The sequence below is a fragment of the Sphingomonas sp. P3_C5 genome (assembly GCF_056402635.1).
Genome location: NZ_JBFUHA010000003.1, coordinates 97262 through 115904, shown reverse-complemented (window position 1 = coordinate 115904; position 18643 = coordinate 97262). Strand labels below are relative to the sequence as shown.

Sequence of the window (18643 nt, the reverse complement as noted above, 5' to 3'; positions counted from 1 at the left end):
GGCGACCGCACCGATCCCCACCCGATATTGCCCGGGAAAGATCGACTGCCGATCAATCCCCGGTCACCTTGAGCGGCCCGAGATCGCCCATCCCCACCGTGCCCGACGCCATCGCCATCATCGCATCGAGACTCTTCTTGGCCTTGAGCCGCAGCCCTTCCTCGATCTCGATGCGCGGCTTCAGGTCGCGCAGCGCGATGTAGAGCTTCTCCATCGTGTTGAGCGCCATGTAAGGGCAGATATTGCAGTTGCAGTTGCCGTCAGCACCGGGCGCGCCGATGAAATTCTTCGTGGGCGCGGCTTTGCGCATCTGGTGGATGATGTGCGGTTCGGTGGCAACGATCAGCGTGTCGCCGGGCATCGTGTCGGCGAAAGCCAGGATGCCGCTGGTCGATCCCACATAATCGGCATGGTCGAGGATATAGGGCGGGCATTCGGGATGCGCCGCGATCGGCGCGCCCGGATATTGCAGCTGGAGCTTCAGCAGCTCGGTCTCGCTGAACGCCTCATGGACGATGCACACGCCCGGCCAGAGCAGCATCTCGCGCCCGGTCTTGCGCGCGAGATAGCCGCCCAGATTCTTGTCTGGCCCGAAGATGATCTTCTGGTCGAGCGGGATCTGGCTCAGGATCTTCTCGGCCGAGGAGCTGGTGACGATCACGTCGCTCAGCGCCTTCACCTCGGTCGAGCAGTTGATATAGGTCAGCGCGATGTGATCGGGATGCGCTTCGCGGAAAGCGGCGAACTGGTCCGGTGGACAGCTGTCCTCCAGGCTGCACCCGGCATTCATGTCGGGCAGCACGACGATCTTGTCGGGGCTCAGGATCTTCGCCGTCTCGGCCATGAAGCGCACGCCGCAAAAGGCGATGACATCGGCGTCGGTCGCCTGCGCCTTGCGGCTCAAGTCGAGGCTGTCGCCGACGAAATCGGCAAGGTCCTGGATCTCGGGCTTCTGATAATAATGCGCGAGGATGACTGCGTTGCGTTCCTTGCGCAGCCGATCGATCTCGGCCCGCAGATCGAGGCCGGTGAGCGTGCCGCCAATGCCGTTGCGTGCGTCCATGATTACTTCCTGTTTCCCAATACCTGGTCGAGCGAGCGGGACGTATCCCATACCGCATTATTGTCCTTCGGCTCGTCGGCGAAGCGCACCTTCACTGTCACGTCCATTCCTGCCGCCGTCAGCGGCATCGCGAAGCTGCGTTCAACCGCCCGGCGGGTCGCGTCGCGGGCGAGATTCATCGGCATCGGTTCGTGCGCCTGGCGGACAAGCTCCCGCTGTCCGGCGCTGCGATTGGCCTGCTGGAGCTTCGCATCGGCGTCAGTGAAGGTCGAGAGTATCCCGCTATCGCCATATTCGCGCATCTGGGTCAGGTCGATCTGCGGTTGCGACACCTCGATCGGCGGCAGCGTCACGCCGAGCGTGCGCGTACCCGCATCCCACGTCACGTCCTTCTGCTGCAGCTTGCCGAGATCGACCTCATAATTGACCATCCCCGGCATGATCAGCGTCTTCTTCGTGCTCAGCCCGAATTGCGACTGAGTCGAGGTGGTGACTGAAACGAACCGCGCCGCAAAGGCCGAGAGCCGGTTCTGCTCGCGCAGTCCTTGCAGGCTCGCGCTGGCGATCGTCACTGGATCGGGGCTCTTCATCTTGCCGCTGACATAATAGCCGAGCGCCCAGAAGCCGCCCGCGATGAACAGGGCGATCAACGCAAGCGCGCCGGCGAACTTGCCGAGGAAGCGCATCACAGGATCCTCCAGTCGTCGCGCAGGGCGTCCCCCAGTGCGATGACCATTCCCCGGTCGCGCAGATCGATCAGATGGGCAAGCACCGATCGCTCGGCAGCAGGGAAAAGCCGCGGATCGATGCCGACATACATCGCCGTGACCATCACCGGAATCGGGCGCGGCGCATCGCGCAGCAACCGCAGGATCTGCCCTTCGCGCTGCTTGCGATGCCCCATCATGCCGCGCACCAGCCGGCGCGGATTTTCGACCGGATCGCCATGCGCCGGATAATAGATGCGATCGTCGCGCTGCATCAGCTTGTCGAGGCTCGCCATATAAGCAGCCATATCGCCATCCGGCGGGGAGACGATGGTCGTCGACCAGCCCATCACATGATCGCCTGAGAATAGCGCATTCGCCTCAGGCAACGCGAAACACAGATGGTTTGAGGTGTGGCCCGGTGTCGCGACCGCGGTGAGCGTCCAACCATCGCCCGAAACCGACTCGCCATCGGCGAGCACCCGATCCGGCACATAATCACCATCGAACGAAGCATCGGCGCGTGGTCCGAGATCCTCGAGCGCAAGCGCGTTGCAGCCGACAATCGGCGCACCGGTCGCCGCCTTCAGCGCGCGCGAGGCGGGGCTGTGGTCGCGGTGGGTATGGGTAATGATGATCGCGGTGACCGGCCGATCGCCGATCGCCCGCAGCAGCGCTCCGACATGGCGGATATCGTCGGGCCCGGGGTCGATCACCGCCAGGTCAGTCGTCCCGACAAGATGGGTCTGCGTCCCGGTATTGGTGAAGGCCGAAGGATTGGGCGCGAGGATGCGCGCGACAAGCGGTTCGAGCTGCTCAGCCACGCCGGGTAGTTGCTCGCTCATGCGGGGCAGATGGCGGCTCGGACCGTTAAAGGCAAGAGAAGCGTTGGGGTGGGGGACCCAATTACGGTCCGAGTGACTCCCCCACCCCTAACCCCTCCGCGGAAGTGGAGGGGCTATGATACGTCAGTTCACCTTGGCGAGATCCTGTTCGAGCTCCTTGATCGACTGGTCGATCGCCAGGACAGCCTCCTTGCGCGCTTCCTCGCCCATCCTCGTATCGGACCGCATGCGCTCCTGAGCGCTACGCAAGCCGGCCAGCGCCGAACGATAGGCGTTGCGCTCGATATCCTTGGCGTTCGCGGCCATCGCCGCACCCTCGCGCGCTACCCGCTCGATCCGGTTGGTGCAGATGATGATCACCCGCTTGCCGTGCCGTTTCTCGTTGAGCACCATCTGATGGCGCTCGCCGTCACCGGGGCAATTCTTCGAGCTGATCTCGGGAACCTCGGGAATCGGTGGCACCCCTTCGAAATCCTCGTTGGTGACCTTGCCGTCCCTGTCGCGATGAATGATCCGGACGACCCTGCGATGCGCCACCTTGCCGTCGGCCGATACGGCGGTGATGTCGCTATCCACATCGGGACCGATCGGCGGCAGCGGCGCCATTGCCTCAGGCGGCGCGGGCGGGGCCGGTGGCGCCTCGGCCTGCACCCTGGGGGCAACCGGCACTGGCGCGGCCATCGGCGCTACCGCCGCAACGGGCGCCGCGGCGGCGACAGCCACCGGCAAGGCGAGGTGATCGAGCGAGGCGATATCCACCCCCGTCACAGTCTGGACGCTCGAGCGGACGCGCTCGGCCGCCTGGGTTCCAGAAGCGGTGGCGGCAAGCCCGCCAACGGTCAGCAGGGCAAGCGCAGCGCTGCCGCTGAACAGCCGCAGGCGAGATGTCTTGTTGGTGGTCAGCATTCTCAGTCTCCCCTTCAGATCTTCTATGGTGTGGAGGTGGCAGGCGGCCGACACAGCGCCACCATGCGCCGCCTTGACGATCGCGCAGGCATAGGTGTGTCGCAGCATCGGGTTCTGCCCGGCCAGGACGCGGGCATCGTTGGCGATTTCCTGGTCAGCGCGGAAAGCGCGGAAGGCACGCCAGGCGATCGGATTGAACCAGTGCAGCGCGAGCACGACCAGCGCGATCCAGTTGGCGATCAGATCGCCCCGCGCATGATGACCAAGCTCATGCGCCAGCGCGAGGTTGCGCTCATCGGCATCATAGCGCTCGCTGAAATCGCGTGGGAAAGCGACGTAGCGGCGCCATATCCCGAAGGCGAGCGGCCCCGATGCGGCGCTGGTCTCGATCAGCCGCACCCCGCCCTCGATCCTCGCCTCGCGCGCCGTCTGGTCGAGCATCCGGCGGCAGAAGCGGGCATGAACGAAGCTGTGCCAGCCGATAAATGCCGCCGCCCCCACCACCCAGAGCGAGACCAGGATCGGGCCAAGCGAGGGATGTTGGACGGCAGGTGCGGCGACATCCCCGCCGAGCGGTTCGATCACGTAGATCGTGATCTGCTCGCTCGCGCGGACCACCGGCGCGACTGCGATCTCGCGCCAGGACTGGGGAAGCGGGGGCAGCAACATGCGGAGCGCTGGCAGCGCCCACAGTGCATAGGCGATGTCGGGTCCGAAGCTGCGGCGAACCACGCCGCGCAGGCAGAGTACCGCGACCATCAGGACGGTTGAGGCGATCAGCGCCTCGATCGCCCATGGGATAAAGCCCGCGGCGCTCATGATTTGAGGCCTTTGAGCAAAGCCTCGATCTCGGCGATATCTTCATTGCTGAGCGCATCGCGCTCGGCGAGATGCGCGACCAGCGGCGTGAGCTTGCCGCCGAACAACCGGTCCATCAGCCGCCGCGATTCGCCCTCGACATAATCATCGCGCGCAACCAGCGGCCGATAGAGATAGCGGCGGCCATCTTCCTCATGTCCGATGATATTCTTGGCGAGCAACCGGCCGAGCAATGTCTTGACCGTATTGGCCGACCAGTCGCGCCCGGGCGGGATCCGCTCGGCGACGTCGGTGGCGCTGAGCGGGGCTTCGTCCCACAGCACTTCCATCACGGCATGTTCGGCATCGCTGATTCGTTCGGCCACAATCTGCTCCCGTAAAGCGTCGCGCTGACTACGCTTGTAATCGACTTGATTACATCTGTAGTCAATAGGCTGAACCGCCGATGAATGACGGCCGCGCTCGACACCGCCGGGCCGCACCGGCAAGCTGCCCGAAACGCGCAGGAGAGTGAAATGAACCAGCTCACGACCATCGCCGCCGGATTGCACTTTCCCGAAGGCCCGGTCGCGATGCCGGACGGCAGCGTGATCCTGGTCGAAATCGCCGCGGGTCGGATCACCCGCGTGAAACCGGACGGCGCGAAAGAGACCGTCGCCGAGCCCGGCGGCGGCCCGAACGGCCTTGCGATGGGGCCGGACGGCAAGCTCTATTGCTGCAACAATGGCGGCTTCGGCTGGATCGATACCGGCGCCTTGCTGATCCCCCACAACACCGCATCGAACTACACGACCGGACGGATCGAGCGGATCGATATCGCGACCGGCGCCGTCGAGACGCTCTACACCGAGGCCTGGAACGCGCCGCTCAGGGGCCCGAACGACATCGTCTTCGATGCGCATGGCGGCTTCTGGTTCACCGACTATGGCAAGACCCGCGAGCGGGCGCGCGACGTGACCGGCGTGTTCTATGCAAAAGCCGATGGCTCGGAATGCCGCGAGATCATCTTCCCCCTGGAAAACCCCAATGGCATCGGCCTCTCGCCCGATGGCAATACGCTCTATGTGGCTGAAACCTACACCTGCAAATTATGGGCCTTCGATCTCGAAGCGCCGGGCCAGGTCGCGGCCTCGCCCGGCCTTTCCGGCGGCGGCGGACGCTTCCTCTATTCGCCCGGCGGCTATACCTATTTCGACTCGCTCGGTGTCGACAGCGCCGGCAATATCTGCGTCGCGACCATCGGCCAAAGCGGGATCAGCGTGATCTCGCCGGCTGGCGAACTTGTCGAGTTCGTGCCGACGCCCGACCCGTTCACCACCAATATCTGCTGGGGCGGCGAGGATCTGCGAACTGCGTACATCACGCTCTCCGGCACCGGGCAGCTGGTGAGCATGCCATGGCCGCGGCCGGGGCTGAAACTGGTCCATTGAGGGGAGAACCGCGTTGATCCGCCACCATGAGAAGCATCTCGTCCAGCGCATCGGCTGGCTGCGCGCATCGGTGCTCGGGGCGAATGACGGCATCGTATCGACCGCGAGCCTGATCGTCGGCGTCGCCGCCGCCCAATCGAGCCGCTCGGCGATCCTGCTGACCGGTATCGCCGGACTTGTCGCGGGCGCGATGTCGATGGCGGCGGGCGAATATGTTTCGGTCAGCTCGCAATCCGATACCGAGAATGCCGATCGTGCCCGCGAAACGCGCGAGCTCGAAGAGGAGCCCGAATCCGAACGGCGCGAACTCGCCGCGATCTACCGCCAGCGTGGCCTCGATCCGGCGTTGGCGCTGCAGGTCGCCGATCAGCTGATGGCGCATGACGCGCTCGGCGCCCATATGCGCGATGAGCTCGGCATCAACGAGATGCTGGTCGCGCGGCCGGTACAGGCGGCGCTCAGCTCGGCGGCGAGCTTCGCTGCGGGCGCGATTTCGCCGGTGCTGATGGCACTTGTCTTCACCGGCAGCCAGCTCATCACCGCGGTGACGATCGCGTCGCTCGGCCTGCTGGCAGCACTCGGCGCCATCGGCGCGCACGCCGGCGGCGCGAACATGGGACGCGCCGCTCTGCGCGTCGCTTTCTGGGGCGCACTGGCGATGGGCGCGACGGCGCTGATCGGCAAGCTTGCCGGCACCCAGCTCTAGAAGACGACGCCAATCAGCGCGTGCGTTCGGTGCAACCCTGCATGCATGCGCCGCGCGATTGACCCGAGCCTGTGGCAATGGCTTAAGCGGGCCAAGAGGATGTTTCCGGAGATCGCGACCATGAAGAAGCTCTATCCCGATGCCGCGGCGGCGCTCGAAGGGGTCCTTCACGACGGCATGACGATCTGCGCGGGCGGCTTCGGCCTGTGCGGCATCCCCGAGCGGCTGATCGACGCGATCCGCGATGCCGGGACGAAGGACCTCACCATCGCAAGCAACAACGCCGGCATCGATGGCGAAGGCCTGGGCAAGCTGCTGCGCACGCGCCAGGTCAAGAAGATGATCAGCTCCTATGTCGGCGAGAACAAGGAGTTCGAGCGGCAATATCTGAGTGGTGAGCTCGAGGTGGAGTTCTGCCCCCAGGGCACGCTCGCGGAACGCTGCCGCGCGGGCGGCGCCGGCATTCCCGGCTTCTACACCAAGACAGGCGTCGGCACGCAGGTCGCCGAAGGCAAGGAAGTGAAGACTTTCGACGGCCAGGACTATATCCTGGAACGCGGCATCCGCGCGGACCTATCGATCGTCAAAGGCTGGAAAGCGGACGAGAGCGGCAACCTGATCTTCCGCAAGACCGCGCGCAACTTCAACCATCCAATGGCGACCGCGGGAAAGATCTGCGTCGCCGAGGTCGAGGAAATCGTGCCGGTCGGCAGCCTTGATCCCGACTGCATTCACCTGCCGGGGATCTATGTGAACCGGATGATCCTAGGCGCGCCCTACGACAAGAAGATCGAATTCCGCACCGTGCGTGAGCGGGCGGCGGCGTGAGGGAGCAGGCCTTTCTAAAGCCCCTCCCCTTCAGGGGAGGGGTTAGGGGTGGGGCAGCGTCGAGCGGGGCTCGATGCCCCGATCGGCGCTTCGGTCTGGGTGGCACGAGTCCTTTTGAGCGCGCAGACGCGCGCCCCCACCCCCTAACCCCGCACCGGGTGAAGAGCGCCCCGCGCTCTTCAGGCCATGCCGGGGGCATGGCCGACCCAGTGCGCCTGAAGGGGAGGGGCTTGCTTGTCTTGGCCCTCGCCCTTTCCGCCTGTTCCACGACGCAGACCCCGCCGCCGTCAAAGGATACTGGCCTCGACCTCGCGGGCGGCAGCGTCCTGTTTGTCGAACCCACACCCCCACCCCCAACCGTCCCCGCCGGCATGCAATATCTCTACGGCTCCGGCGAAAGCTCGGCGATCAGCGCGCAGGCATGGCATACCCTGCTCGGATACACAGCGGGCCAAGCCCGCAGCCGTCCCGCCGACAGCGCCATCCTCGCCCCCGACGCCACGCTCGCCGCGCCCACCTTCGTCCCCTGTGGCACCAAGCCAAAAGCCGCCGTCTTCGACGTTGACGAAACCGTACTGCTCAACCTCGGCTTCGAGTATAACGAAGCCGCTGACCCCAAGCCCTATGACGAGGCCCGCTGGAAGGCTTGGGAAAAGACCGGCGCCGGCAAGGTGTCCCCAACCCCCGGCGCGCTGGAGGCGCTGACTGCCCTGCGCAAGATGGGCGTGACGGTTGTCTTCAACACCAACCGCTCAGCCGTGAACGCTGACGCGACCAAAGCCACCATCGAAGCTGCCGGCCTGGGCCCAGCGGTCCACGGCGAAACCCTGTTCCTCGCCGGCGACGACACAATGGGCTCGAAGAAGGACGGCCGGCGCCAGATGATTGCCGCGAAATATTGCGTGATCGCGATGGGCGGCGACCAGCTCGGCGATTTCAGCGACTTGTTCAACGCGATCAAGTTGCCCGCCGAGCGGCGCGAAGCCACGCTCGCCGGACCGATCGCGGACAAATGGGGCGCCGGCTGGTTCGTGCTACCCAACCCCGTATACGGCACCGGCCTCAAGGGCGGCTTCGACGATATATTCCCTGCAGACAAGCGTTGGGCGCCGCCCCCGCCTGTCCCCACGCCCACGGAGAAGTAACATGGCCTGGACCCGCGACGACATGGCGGCACGCGCCGCGCGCGAACTGCAGGATGGTTTCTACGTCAATCTCGGCATCGGCATACCGACGCTTGTCGCAAACCATATTCCGGAGGGTGTCGAAGTGACGCTCCAGTCCGAGAACGGCATGCTCGGCATCGGTCCCTTCCCCTATGCGGGCGAGGAGGACCCCGACCTGATCAACGCCGGCAAGCAGACCATCAGCGAGCTGCCGCAATCGGCCTATTTCAGCTCGGCGGACAGCTTCGCGATGATCCGCGGCGGGCATATCGACCTGACCGTGCTCGGCGCGATGGAGGTCGCCGAGAATGGCGACATCGCGAACTGGATGATCCCCGGCAAGATGATCAAGGGCATGGGCGGCGCGATGGATCTGGTCGCCGGGGTGAAGAAGATCATCGTGGTGATGGAGCACACCAGCAAGAACGGCGACCCCAAGTTCATCCCGGCCTGTACCCTGCCGCTGACCGGCAAGGATGTGGTCGACATGATCATAACCGATCTCGCCGTGTTCCAGCGGCCCGATCACCTGTCGCCTTTCCGCCTGACCGAGATGGCCCCCGGCGTGACTGCCGAGGAAATCGCGGCCAAGACCACCGCCCATTATCTGAGCTGATCCATGGCCCTCACACTCATCACCGCAAACCGCAATTATTCGAGCTGGTCGCTCAGGCCATGGCTGTTGATGAAGGCGCTCGGCATCCCGTTCGAGGATCGCCTCGTCCAGTTCACCAAGCCCGACAATTATGACGATTTCCGCGCCTTCTCCCCGACCGGACAGGTCCCCGTCCTGATCGATGGTGACCGCACCATCTGGGATTCGCTCGGCATCACCCTTTATCTCGCCGAGCGCCATCCAGGCGTCTGGCCGGCGGACGAAGCGGCGCGCGCCTGGGCGCAGTGCGCCACCGCCGAAATGCATGGCGGCTTCGGCGCGGTGCGGGGCGATTGCACGATGAACGTGGGCGTCCGCGTGGCCGCGAAGCCGGCATCGGCCACGCTGAAACGGCAGGTCGCACGGCTCGCCGAACTCTGGGCCGAGGGCCTGTCGCGCTTCGGCGGCCCATGGCTCGCCGGCCCGGACTTCACCGCGGTCGATGCGTTCTACGCGCCGGTTGCATTTCGGGTCCGTACCTATGGCCTGGACGTCGGCACCGATGGCGCACGCTGGGTCGCGCATATCCTCGATCATCCAGCGATGCGCGAATGGGAAAGTGCCGCGCTGGCCGAAACCTGGCGCGAGGCCGATCATGAGGCAGAGCTCGCCGCGGCCGGCACGATCACCGCCGACTATCGGGCGTGATGCAGCGTGCCATCGCCGCCGCTGCGCTCGCGATCCTGCTCGCACTGGCGTTGATGGTGACATTCATCTCGCCGCCCGCGCTGCTGAGCCTGCTCGACGGCGCCATCGGCGGCGGCGTGGGGGCGAGCCGCCCGGGCAGCGCCCTGCCCTTCGGCACCCACGGCCAGACGCTCGATGTATGGCGGCCGGCGGGCAAGGCGACCGTGAAGCGCCCGGTGCTGATCTTCTGGTATGGCGGCGGCTGGGCCAAGGGCGACCGGCGAGCCTATGCGTTTGCTGCGCGCGCCTATGCCAGGTCCGGCTTCGTCGTCGTCATGCCGGATTACCGCAAGGTGCCGGGCATCCGCTTTCCCGCCTTCGTACAGGACGGCGCCGAAGCGGTGAAATGGACCCGCGATCATGTCGCCGACTATGGCGGCGATCCGGACAGGATCGCGGTCGCGGGGCATTCGGCGGGGGCATACACAGTCGCGATGCTCGCGCTGGACACGCGCTGGCTGAAGGCAGAGGGTGTCGACCCGAACATCATCAAGGCGGCGGTCGGCCTCAGCGGCCCCTATGATTTCTACCCCTTCACCTCAGCCCGCGCGATCGCCGCGATGCAGGGCGCCGATGCGGCCGCAACCCAGCCGATCAATTTCGCCCGCGCCGATGCGCCGCCGATGCTGCTCGTCACCTCCACCGGAGACACCGAGGTCCGCCCGAAGAACGCGATCAACCTCGCAGCCCGGCTTAAGGCGCTCGGCGCTCCGGTGACGCTGAAAATCTACCCCGACCTGACTCATGAGGACGTCGCCAAGGCGCTGTCCAAACCGTTTCGCGGCAAGGGACCAGTGCTAGCCGACAGCGTCGCCTTCCTGAAAGCGGAACTCGAAAGGCCAGCGTCTCAGGGACGGCACTGATGCGCGCAGGGACTGGCTGCCTGCTGGTGCCGGTCTTCGCGCCGCTCCTGTTCATTGCATCCTTGGGACTTGTCCGGACGAGCGCCATGGAATCGCCCGCAGCTTCGACCGACGCCTTTACCTTGACGATTGCCAGTGCCGCCGCTTCGGCTTCGTCGCTGGGCGCCTGGCCAGTGATCTATAACGATATCTATCCGGATGACGGTCGAATCACAGGAACGTTGAACCCGCATTCGCGCACCGTGAAGGTGCAAAACCTGCAGCTGATCATCAGCTCTCCATCCGGCCAAAGCCGCGTCACGCGGTGCCTCTCGGACTATCGGGATACATGTTATTTCGACGCGGACCTTCGACCCGCGAAACTCGAACAGGGGGTCGTGGTTTTGGTGCTCGATGCGGATTCAGGCAAACCGGTCTCATCACCGATCAGTTTCTCCTTCGCGCGCCGCGTCACCTACTCTTCCACTTTGTGGGAAATTTTGATGAGCGTCTGACATCTGGTCGATCGCCGATAGCCAACACCCACCGCGATACAGCCGATCTGAAGGCAATTCCGGCAGCGGCCTCGCCATTTTCCTCTAGCCTGCAGCTGCACGTTTGACGGCTACGAGCCGCAGATCGGTGGAGGGGAAGAATGGCCTTTGCTTTGACGTGGTTGCCGGATGTGCTGAAAGCTGCCGGCCTCAAGGTCGAGCTCCAGCCGGGGTGGGAAACCCGCGGCCTCGGCGACATGGGCATAGTGCGCGGCGTGATGTGTCATCACACCGCCGGGCCGGCAGCCGGAAACATGCCCTGCCTCGGCGTCATCACCAATGGCCGCCCCGATCTGCGCGGGCCCTTGTCGCAGCTCGGCCTCGGGCGCGACGGCACCTATTATGTCATCGCCGCGGGAAAGGCGCAGCATGCCGGCAAGGGCAGATGGCAGGGCGTGACGACGGGCAACACCAATTTCATCGGCATCGAAGCGGAAAACCGGGGCATAGCGGCTGACCCATGGCCGGAGGTGCAGATGGACGCCTATCGACGCGGCGTCGCTGCTATCCTCGGCAAGATCGGCGTGGGCGCCATCATGTGCTGCGGGCATAAGGAATATTCGCTGCCGCTGGGCCGCAAATCCGATCCCTCCTTCGACATGATCGATTTCCGCGCCAGGGTCGCCGCACTCCTCACCGGCACCACACCAGCGCCCAGCCCGGACATCGGTGAAGGTCCCCGGCCGGTCTTGCGTCGGGGCGCGGAAGGAGCATTTGTCGCGGAAATCCAGGCAAAGCTCGGCCTGCCGAATGACGGGATCTTCGGGCCGAACACCGAAGCGAAGGTCCGCGCCTTCCAGCAAGCTCAGGCCCTGTCAGCCGACGGCGTGGTAGGCGCGAAAAGCTGGGCCGCGCTGGACGCCGCTTTCCCCTGATCGCGGAGCCGGCTAAACGCGCCGCCATGAATATTCTGCTGACCGGATCGAGCGGCTGGCTTGGCCGTTTCCTCGCGCCGCGGCTGCGCGCAGCCGGCTATGTCGTGACCGGGCTCGATGTGGCGCCGGGCGTCGATACCGACGTGATCGGCACTGTCGCCGACCGCGCGCTGGTGGACCGGATCTTCACTGAACGCGGGATCGAGGCGGTCATCCATGGCGGCGCGCTGCACAAGCCCGACATCGTCCGCTACTCGAACCAGGCCTTTGTCGACGTAAACCTCAGCGGCACGCTCAATCTGCTCGAGGCATCGGTTGCGGCTGGCGCCAGCCGGTTCGCCTTCACCTCGACCACCTCGCTTATGATCTCGACCGCGATCCGCGAAGGGCGCGGCGATACCGCCGTGTGGATCGACGAAACGCTGGCGCCGCTCGAGCCGCGCAACATCTACGGCGTGACCAAGCTCGCCGCCGAGCAGGTCTGCCGGCTGATCCATGCCGAGCACGGTCTGCCTGTCGTGATCCTGCGCACCTCGCGCTTCTTTCCCGAGGATGACGATACCCACCTCACCCTCTCGGGCGAGAATATGAAGGCGAACGAGCTGCTCCACCGCCGGCTCACCGTCGAGGATGCCGCCGAAGGCCATATGGTTGCGCTCGAACGCGCGCCCGAGATCGGGTTCGGCACCTTCATCCTTTCCGCGCCGACGCCTTTCGTCCTGGACGATGTGGCTGCGCTGAAAGCCGACGCGCTCGGCGTGATCGCCCGCTATTTCCCGGATGCCGCGGAGCTCTATGCCCGGCAGGGCTGGCAGCTTCCCGCCACGATCGACCGTGTCTACGACGCCGGCCTGTCGGAGCGCCTGTTGGGCTTTCGCTGCAAGACCGATTTTGCCGCTGTCCTCGCCGCACTGCGCAGCGGCGAACCGCTGCCCTTCGCGCATGACGCCGATTATGTTTCGCCGAAAGAGCGCAGCGCCTCCGTCGCAATTTAGTCGCTCGACACTCTCGTTTCGCTGCCGTTCCTGTACGGGCCCCGATCCATTTTTTAAGGACACGGGATTTCTTCATGCGGATATTGAGACGGATCGCGATCGGGCTCGTCGGGGTCATCATGCTCGCAACGGCAGTGTTGTACGGCGGATCGGAGTGGGCGCTGGCGCGCGACCATCAGGTGCCGCTGGCGTCGCTCAGCGTCCCGCACGACGCCGCTTCGATCGCCGAGGGTGGACGGCTCGCCCGCATCACCGGTTGCCGCGGCTGTCACGGCGTCGATGGCGGCGGCAACGTCCTGGTCGATGATCCGATGCTCGGCCGGCTGGTGCCGCCGGCCCTGGCGCGTGTCGCAGCGACCGAAACCGACGCCGAGCTCGACCGTACCATCCGGCATGGGGTCCACAAAAATGGCCAGGCGCTGTTCGTCATGCCAACCAGGGCGCACCGGTATCTCGCCGATGAAGACAGCGCGCGGATAATCGCCTGGATCCGGAGCCTGAAGGCGCGGCCGGATGACGTGGTTGCCAGCACGAGCTTCGGGCCGGTCGGACGCGGACTCGTCCTCTTTGGAGCGTTGCAGCCGAGCGCCCATCCCGAACGCGTTTCGCCGGCCACCCGGCCGGCGGACATCGGCCGCTATTTCGTCAACATTTCCTGCGTGTCATGCCATGATCTCCACACGCCTCGACCGACCGAAGACGGCAAGCAGGTTGCGCCGCCGCTCGCGCCGATGGCGGCGGCTTATGACGCGGCCGCATTCCGCACGCTGCTCCGCACCGGCAAGGGCATGTCCGGACGCGATCTGGGGATGATGACAAGCGTGGCGCGAGGCGATCTCTCCGCTCTGAGCGATACCGAGATCACGGCGGTCCAGGCCTATCTGACCGCCGAGGCGGCCAAGGCACCGCTGCAATAGAGGCGTCGGCTCGATTCAACTGCGCCGCCGGATCGGCCATAGGGCAAGCACCAGACATCCCGGATGCTCGCCATGCCCTTTATCCTCACTGACCTGCTGGAGGTTTTTCAGCGCCGGTACGCCAGCGACGTTCGCCCCAAATTCCCTGATAATTCCCTGTTATTCCCTGTTCCGCGGGGGCCAGACCGACCGGAGATTCTTTCAAGTCATTATAAATCAACGCAAAACTGCGGTATTTCTATCGGCACGGCCACAAGAAAAAAAGAAAAATTCCCTGTTATCGCCGCCGGAACAGGGAAATCCACACCGCCACAGCCGCCGCCGCTACAGCAATTTGCGCAGCGTCAAACTCACCGTCCGCCCGATCGGATCGAGATAGTCGGGCTGGAACCGGTTCGGGACTCGGCCATTCCCGTCGCGCACCCGCTGTTGCCCGTCGGTGATGTTGCTCACGCTGACCTTCAGCTGGACTTTCTTCGTCCATTGCTGGGTCTTCAGGAAGTGATGCACGCTGATGAAGGCGCTCATGTTCAGCTTGAAGATCGGCGAGAACTGCAGGTCCGCGGCGGGCGTGGCGCCGCGCGCCCGGCTGGCTCCGTTGTACCAGCAGTCGAACGACATGCCGTTGCCGAGATAGTTGATCCCGCCATAAGCATAGCTCCCCACGCGGAAGGCGCCGCCGGCACCGGTCGTGTCGCCGCGCAGCAGATCGAACTCGGCCGTGCCCGGTCGCAATTGCAGCCGGCTGCTGAACTTGATGCTCGGACCCATGCCGGCATAGAAGTTCGCCCTCGCTGGAGCCGGGCCAGGCGCTGCTGTCTTGGGCGGCGGCTTGCCCAGCATTCCGCTCGAGTTGATGATCAGGTTCAGCGTGCGCTGGCGTTCGCGGTAGAAGTTGATCGGCTGATACGCGACCGAGACGAGCCGCCCCGATGCGTCCCGGACGAACAGGTCGGGCAAAGCCGCCTCGATCTGGGGCGTGACCGCATAGACCGTCCCGGTACGATCCCGGATCATGGTCGCTTCATAGGTCGCGCTCAGCCGCAGCTCGCGCTTCGCGAACGGCTTGATGGTCAGCCCCAGCGACCTGACGAGGCGGTGCTCCGCGCCAAGATCGGGATTGCCGCCGGTGATCAGCGTGACCAGTTCGGTGCGGCCATTGCCGAAATCGAACACGGGTACGTCCGACAAGCGTATCACCGGGTTCGACAGATCCGTCAAAGACGGCGCGACCGCGCTGCGCTTGAGCTGCGCGATCAGCTGGACTCCTTCCAGAAACCCCCATGTCACGCCAAAAGTCGTATCGCTGAGCGACCCGAAGCCACCGACTTCGCGCACATTGGCTGACGCGTTCACCGAGAGATCGCCGATGAAAGAAAGAATTTTTTCGCGTCTCGATGCGATCGGGATGTCGATCGCGACACCGCCCTCGATGCGGGTCCGGCCGATATGCAGCTCGAACGGATTGGCACCGCGCGTAAAGGAGTTCGCTGTCGAGCGGTCGAACTCGGCGGTCGCCGTCACTGCCATCACGCCGGCCGGCAAGCGTATCGGCGTGTTGGTGATTACGGATTTCATGCTGGCGGTGCGGGTGCGCAGCTGCGCCACATCGACCAGCCGCGCTTGCAACAGCGATTGGTCAAGCGGCGCGAATGGGTTCGCGCCGCCCGCGATTGCCGCGTTCGCCGCTTTCACATCGATACTGCGCTCGTTGAACCCGGCGATCGTCTGTTGATCCAGCACTGCGCTCAAATCCCAGCGCCACCCCGCGATCGCCCCGCGCACCAGGCCTCCGGCATGAAGCGTGGTGGTGGTCTGGCGTTGCCGGAGCGGATCGACCTCAGTCAGATAGCGGCTCAGCAGGACAGTTCCCGCAAAGGGCGAATAAGGGTTGGTTCCGGGCACGGTCAGGGTCGCCGGTGCGAGCCCGGCCACGGTGCGGTCGCGGCTTTGCTCGGCCAACAGGCTGAGCGATCCGGCAATCGTCTTCCCGATACGGCCGGCCAACACCGCCTCAGCCTTCACCGCATCATTGCGCGCCACCATTGTCCGATATGGTCCGGAATCGAACAGGCGCGGCTGGTTCGCGCCTGCTGCGAAGCCGGCGATAGTGCCCCGGTCAGCCGGCGCCCCGGGCACTGGCGCGACCGTCACGATCTGGCCCGCTGCGGCCGAGAGCGCCGGGTCGATCTCACCCCGGTTCAGGCCGCTGACATTGCCGAGCGCGTCGAACAATATGTCGGGATCGGGTGCTATGTTGCGTTCGGACTGGAAGAGCGGCTCGGTGTGGCGATATTCCAGGTTGACCGTCAGGCGGCTGTCATTGTGCAGCCGGGTCAGGCCGAAATTGGCATCGCCCCGCGCGCTCCCGCCGCGCGTCGTGGTGCCGGCGGTGCCACGGATCTCGATCTGCTTGAATTGCCGCTTGGTGATGAAGTTCAGCACGCGCCGGGTCGGCGGATAGCCGAATTTCAGCGCTGCCGCCTCAGGCAGCAGCTCCACCTTCTCGATCGCCTCGGGCGGAAGCGCACCAATGTCCTGATAGCCCGAGACCCGCTGCGCATTCAGCAGGAAGATCGGTTCGGATCCGTCCGCGGAGCGCGCCGCGGGGCGGATCACGCGCATCAGGTCCTCCATCGTCGTCGCGCCGACGCCGGCGATGGTGCTCGCGTCATAGGTCGCCAGCGGCTCGATGTCGGTAACAGCCGATCCGCGCTGCCCCGTGACGACGATATCGGAAGCGAGATCGCCGCCGCTTTCCGCCTTTTGCGGCACTGGCGGCTGGCTCGATTGCTGTGCCGCAACCGGCACTCCGATCACGGCAGCAGAACAGGTCAGGGCGCAACGCAGCCACGCTCGCGCAGGACTCGGACGTTTCCTGCGCAAGATCATCCACTCCCCGGGCACAGCGCCCTACTTAACGCCTTGATTTCGCAGGTCCAACGAAAGCGTGATCAAACCCGCCGCGCGAAGCTCCCAGGATCGGCGGCACGCCACCATGCGGCGAGGCGGGGATCACGCGCGCCGTCGATCAGCTCACCAGGTTCGACAAAGGGGTATATCTCGTCGATCGACCGCATCTCGGCCGCATTGATCCGCTGCCGCAGACCATCGGGGGTGAACTCGTCCGGCGATTGCAGCCCACACGCAACCACGATGTCGTGCAACGCATCGAGCGTCGCCTTCTGGAAGCGCGCGACCCGCTCGGCCTTGTCCGGCACCACCAGCCCGCGCTGGCGTGCCGGCGACTGGGTGGCGACGCCGGTCGGACAGGTGTCGGTATGGCAGCGCATCGACTGGACGCAGCCGAGCGAAAACATGAAGGCGCGCGCGGCGTTGCACCAGTCGGCGCCCAGCGCTGCGTTCATCGCGATCGACGCGCCTGAATTGACCTTGCCCGATGCGGCCAGCTTCACCTTGGTCTTGAGGTTGGCCCCGACCAGAGCATTGCGCGCCAGGATAAGTCCCTCTCGCAACGGCATCCCTACCCGGTCGCTGAGCTCGGTCGGTGCCGCCCCCGTCCCGCCCTCGGCACCGTCGATGACGATGAAGTCGATCAGGATCTCCGTCTCGAGCATCGCCTTCATCACTGCGAACAGCTCATGCGGATAGCCGACGCACAGCTTGATCCCGACCGGCTTGCCGCCCGACAGCTCGCGCATCCGGCCCGCGAACTCCACCAGTTCGCGCGGCGTCGAAAAGGCTCTGTGGCGGGCCGGCGACAGGCAATCCTGCCCCTCGGGCACATCACGGGTCTTCGCGATCTCGGCCGTTACCTTCGCGCCGGGAAGCAGGCCACCATGCCCCGGCTTCGCGCCCTGGCTGAGCTTGAGCTCAGTCATCTTGACCTGATCGTTCGCGGCACGATCCCTGAAATGCTCAGCGTCGAAATGCCCATCCTTGTCGCGACAGCCGAAATAGCCCGAGCCGATCTCCCACACCACGTCGCCGCCGTGCTTCGCATGATAGGGCGAGAGCCCCCCCTCGCCGGTGTCGTGGTAGAAGCCGCCGATCTTCGCACCCAGATTCAGCGCCTCGATCGCGTTGGCGCCAAGCGCCCCGAAGCTCATCGCGGAGATGTTCAGTCGAGACGCCTTGTAAGGCCGGCTGCACTGATCCGTCCCGACCGTGACGCGCGAATATTTCTCCACCTCGCGCGACGGCGCCATCGAATGGGCAAGCCACTCATATTCGTCCGAATAAACGTCGAGCTCGGTACCGAACGGATGAGTCGAATTGTCGCCCTTGGCCCGGGCATAAATCAACGAGCGCTCGTCATGATTGAACGGCCGCCCGTCGAGATCGCTCTCGACAATGTACGATCGCAGGAACGGCCGCAGCCATTCGAAAAACCAGCGAAACCGCGCCGAAACCGGGAAGTTGCGCCTTAGCGAATGATGAGGCTGGAACAGATCGATGAGTCCGACGATCAGCAGCGGCGCGAACAGGGCGAGCAACCACAATGCAGCCGGGTGTTCGAACCCGATGGCAATCACCGCGGTCGTGCCGGCCAAACCCGCAAACAGCAGAGAATTGCGCGAAAGGCCCTGATCCCGAAAAAGGGTATCGATGAGTGGCGCGCGGCCGTTCACGACAGCAGCGCCTTGACGTCTCGGATCTTCCCGATTGGTGCCACCGATATCGTCAT

At 65.0% G+C, this 18643-nt stretch carries 18 protein-coding genes; 11 read left to right on the top strand and 7 right to left on the bottom strand.

Annotation, left to right across the window (positions count from 1 at the left end; genetic code table 11):
- Positions 1-52 precede the first annotated feature (52 nt).
- The 5 genes from nadA to AC1DVS_RS09355 form a co-directional block, all read right to left on the bottom strand.
- Complete coding sequence (nadA, locus tag AC1DVS_RS09375; RefSeq protein WP_478022322.1) at positions 53-1063, bottom strand: quinolinate synthase NadA; 1011 nt, start codon at positions 1061-1063, stop codon at positions 53-55.
- Between the two features lie 2 nt (positions 1064-1065).
- On the bottom strand, positions 1066-1749 hold the full coding sequence (locus AC1DVS_RS09370) for a DUF4230 domain-containing protein (RefSeq protein ID WP_478023012.1): 684 nt from the start codon (positions 1747-1749) through the stop codon (positions 1066-1068).
- On the bottom strand, positions 1749-2615 hold the full coding sequence (locus tag AC1DVS_RS09365; protein WP_478022320.1) for an MBL fold metallo-hydrolase: 867 nt from the start codon (positions 2613-2615) through the stop codon (positions 1749-1751). Before AC1DVS_RS09365 ends, AC1DVS_RS09370 begins: the two co-directional genes overlap by 1 nt.
- A 123-nt stretch (positions 2616-2738) precedes the next feature.
- Positions 2739-4340 (bottom strand): M56 family metallopeptidase, encoded by a 1602-nt coding sequence (locus AC1DVS_RS09360; RefSeq protein WP_478022318.1) that lies wholly within the window; start codon positions 4338-4340, stop codon positions 2739-2741.
- Complete coding sequence (locus AC1DVS_RS09355; RefSeq protein WP_478022316.1) at positions 4337-4705, bottom strand: BlaI/MecI/CopY family transcriptional regulator; 369 nt, start codon at positions 4703-4705, stop codon at positions 4337-4339. The genes AC1DVS_RS09360 and AC1DVS_RS09355 overlap by 4 nt, the downstream gene beginning before the upstream one ends.
- A 150-nt stretch (positions 4706-4855) precedes the next feature.
- Here AC1DVS_RS09355 and AC1DVS_RS09350 point away from each other — a divergent pair, with 150 nt between their 5' ends.
- The 11 genes from AC1DVS_RS09350 to AC1DVS_RS09300 all read left to right on the top strand — a co-directional run bounded on the left by AC1DVS_RS09350 (position 4856) and on the right by AC1DVS_RS09300 (position 13995).
- Positions 4856-5770 carry an SMP-30/gluconolactonase/LRE family protein gene (locus AC1DVS_RS09350; protein WP_478022314.1) on the top strand — a complete coding sequence of 305 codons (915 nt, stop codon included), beginning with the start codon at positions 4856-4858 and terminating at the stop codon, positions 5768-5770.
- A 13-nt stretch (positions 5771-5783) separates the two neighbouring features.
- Positions 5784-6476 (top strand): VIT1/CCC1 transporter family protein, encoded by a 693-nt coding sequence (locus AC1DVS_RS09345; protein WP_478022312.1) that lies wholly within the window; start codon positions 5784-5786, stop codon positions 6474-6476.
- A 120-nt stretch (positions 6477-6596) separates the two neighbouring features.
- On the top strand, positions 6597-7304 hold the full coding sequence (locus AC1DVS_RS09340; RefSeq protein ID WP_478022311.1) for a CoA transferase subunit A: 708 nt from the start codon (positions 6597-6599) through the stop codon (positions 7302-7304).
- A 197-nt stretch (positions 7305-7501) separates the two neighbouring features.
- Positions 7502-8449, top strand: a complete 948-nt coding sequence (locus AC1DVS_RS09335; RefSeq protein ID WP_478022309.1) for a 5'-nucleotidase, lipoprotein e(P4) family — start codon at positions 7502-7504, stop codon at positions 8447-8449.
- A 1-nt stretch (position 8450) separates the two neighbouring features.
- Positions 8451-9086, top strand: coding sequence for a CoA transferase subunit B (locus tag AC1DVS_RS09330; RefSeq protein ID WP_478022307.1), 636 nt, complete (start codon positions 8451-8453; stop codon positions 9084-9086).
- 3 nt (positions 9087-9089) lie between these two features.
- Entirely contained in the window at positions 9090-9773 is a 684-nt protein-coding gene (locus tag AC1DVS_RS09325) for a glutathione S-transferase family protein (protein WP_478022306.1), read from the top strand.
- The gene (locus tag AC1DVS_RS09320; RefSeq protein WP_478023010.1) at positions 9773-10675 is read left to right on the top strand and encodes an alpha/beta hydrolase; all 903 of its coding nucleotides are present in this window, start codon (positions 9773-9775) and stop codon (positions 10673-10675) included. Before AC1DVS_RS09325 ends, AC1DVS_RS09320 begins: the two co-directional genes overlap by 1 nt.
- A gap of 86 nt (positions 10676-10761) precedes the next feature.
- Complete coding sequence (locus AC1DVS_RS09315) at positions 10762-11169, top strand: hypothetical protein (protein WP_478022305.1); 408 nt, start codon at positions 10762-10764, stop codon at positions 11167-11169.
- Between the two features lie 140 nt (positions 11170-11309).
- The gene (locus AC1DVS_RS09310; protein ID WP_478022303.1) at positions 11310-12083 is read left to right on the top strand and encodes a peptidoglycan recognition protein family protein; all 774 of its coding nucleotides are present in this window, start codon (positions 11310-11312) and stop codon (positions 12081-12083) included.
- Positions 12084-12109: 26 nt separating this feature from the next.
- Positions 12110-13078 (top strand): NAD-dependent epimerase/dehydratase family protein, encoded by a 969-nt coding sequence (locus tag AC1DVS_RS09305; protein ID WP_478022302.1) that lies wholly within the window; start codon positions 12110-12112, stop codon positions 13076-13078.
- Between the two features lie 74 nt (positions 13079-13152).
- Complete coding sequence (locus AC1DVS_RS09300) at positions 13153-13995, top strand: c-type cytochrome (RefSeq protein WP_478022301.1); 843 nt, start codon at positions 13153-13155, stop codon at positions 13993-13995.
- A gap of 324 nt (positions 13996-14319) precedes the next feature.
- Here the strand turns inward: AC1DVS_RS09300 and AC1DVS_RS09295 are convergent, their stop codons facing one another.
- Together AC1DVS_RS09295 and AC1DVS_RS09290 are read right to left on the bottom strand one after the other, a co-directional pair.
- Entirely contained in the window at positions 14320-16806 is a 2487-nt protein-coding gene (locus AC1DVS_RS09295; protein WP_478022299.1) for a hypothetical protein, read from the bottom strand.
- Positions 16807-16949: 143 nt separating this feature from the next.
- Positions 16950-18587, bottom strand: coding sequence for an FMN-binding glutamate synthase family protein (locus AC1DVS_RS09290; protein WP_478022298.1), 1638 nt, complete (start codon positions 18585-18587; stop codon positions 16950-16952).
- Positions 18588-18643: the final 56 nt, after the last annotated feature.